1 protein-coding gene is annotated in these 2,122 nt (G+C 48.5%); it reads right to left on the reverse strand.

The window, feature by feature from the left end:
- Positions 1-91 precede the first annotated feature (91 nt).
- A partial coding sequence (gene fusA, locus B2U90_RS02320; protein WP_349678592.1) for an elongation factor G occupies positions 92-2,122 on the reverse strand: 2,031 nt, incomplete at its 5' end.

Here is a 2,122-nt window from a genome sequence, read left to right on the forward strand (position 1 = left end):
GTGACCGATGGTACCAATGTTAACATGCGGTTTGGTTCTTTCGTAATGTTCTTTAGCCATTTGCATTTCCTCCAATGCGTATTTAAAATTTTTAACCTCTTTCGCTGATAACTTTTTCCGCTACATTCTTAGGAACTTCTTCGTAGTGGTCAAAGGTCATCGTATAAACACCACGGCCCTGTGTCTTAGAACGCAGATCCGTTGCGTAGCCAAACATTTCTGCCAGCGGTACGAAGGCATTGATATGTTCTGCGCCAGAGCGCATTTCCATACCTTCTACACGACCGCGGCGGGAATTGAGGTCGCCGATGACATCGCCCATGTATTCTTCCGGAACGACGACTTCGACTTTCGTGTACGGTTCAAGGAGAACCGGATCAGCCTTTTTAGCGCCATCTTTAAAGCCCATAGAACCAGCAATCTTGAAGGCCATTTCCGAGGAGTCAACTTCATGATAGGAACCGTCGTATACGACGACTTTGATATCGACCATCGGGAAACCAGCAAGAACGCCTGTTTCCATTGCTTCTCTGACACCGGCTTCGACAGAACCGATATATTCTTTAGGAATAGCACCGCCGACGACTTTGTTTTCAAATTCGTAGCCTTTGCCCTGTTCCTGCGGAATAAGTTCCAGCCAGCAATCGCCATATTGGCCACGGCCGCCGGACTGGCGTTTGAAGAAACCACGTGCCTTGACATCTTTGCGGATCGTTTCGCGATAAGCAACCTGCGGTTTACCTACGTTGCAGGCAACTTTGAATTCGCGGGACATACGGTCTACGATGATGTCCAGATGCAATTCGCCCATACCAGAGATAATAGTCTGGCCTGTTTCAGCATCGGTCTTGACTTTGAAAGTAGGATCTTCTTCAGCAAGACGGGCAAGGGCGATACCCATTTTTTCCTGGTCAGCTTTCGTCTTCGGTTCAACGGCAACGGAGATAACCGGATCAGGGAATTCCATCTTTTCAAGGATAATCGGATGTTTTTCATCGCACAGTGTATCACCAGTCGTCGTATCTTTCAGGCCAACGATACCGCCGATATCACCGGTGTATGCGATGGATACTTCTTCACGATGGTTAGCGTGCATGCGCAGGATACGGCCTACACGTTCCTTCTTACCCTTCGTGGAGTTGTATACGTAAGTACCTGCTTCGAGAGTACCGGAATACACGCGGAAGAATGCCAGCTTACCGACGAACGGGTCGGCCATGATCTTAAATGCCAGAGCCGAGAACGGAGCATCGTCAGAAGCTTCGCGCGTTTCATCTTCATCCGTATCGGGATTTGTCCCTTTTACAGGGGGGATATCGAGCGGGCTCGGCATGTAGTCAACGACAGCGTCGAGCAACATCTGGATACCCTTGTTTTTGTAAGCAGAGCCGCAGAGTACAGGGAACAACTTGTTCGTGCAAACAGCTTTGCGGATAGCTGCTTTGAGTTCATCGATGGTGATTTCTTCACCTTCGAGGTATTTCATCATGAGATCTTCATCGGTATCACATACAGCTTCTACCATGATGTCATGATATTTCTTTGCTTCGTCTAATTCATCTTCAGGGATATCGACGACTTCAATTTCTTTACCAAGAGCATCATCATAGACTTCTGCTTTCATGGTAATGAGGTCGATGATACCGCGGAATGTCGTTTCAGAACCGATAGGAAGCTGAACGGCAACAGCGTTAGCCTGGAGACGTTCTTTCATCATCTGAACTACGTTAAGGAAGTCAGCGCCGGTCGTATCCATCTTATTGACGAACGCGATACGGGGGACATGATAATGTTCTGCCTGACGCCAAACCGTTTCAGACTGCGGTTCTACGCCGCCTTTAGCAGAGAAAACAGCAACAGAACCGTCAAGTACACGCAGAGAACGTTCAACTTCTACCGTGAAGTCAACGTGCCCCGGAGTATCAATGATGTTGATACGATATCCTTTCCAGTGGGCCGTCGTAGCAGCAGACGTGATAGTGATACCACGTTCCTGTTCCTGGGCCATCCAGTCCATGGTAGCAGCGCCATCATGAACTTCGCCGATTTTATGAACACGGCCGGTGTAGAAAAGGATACGTTCTGTTGTCGTGGTTTTACCGGCATCGATGTGAGCCATGAT

This window comes from Megasphaera sp. UBA4233 (assembly GCF_002395615.1).
In the GTDB taxonomy this organism is placed as follows: domain Bacteria; phylum Bacillota; class Negativicutes; order Veillonellales; family Megasphaeraceae; genus Megasphaera; species Megasphaera hexanoica.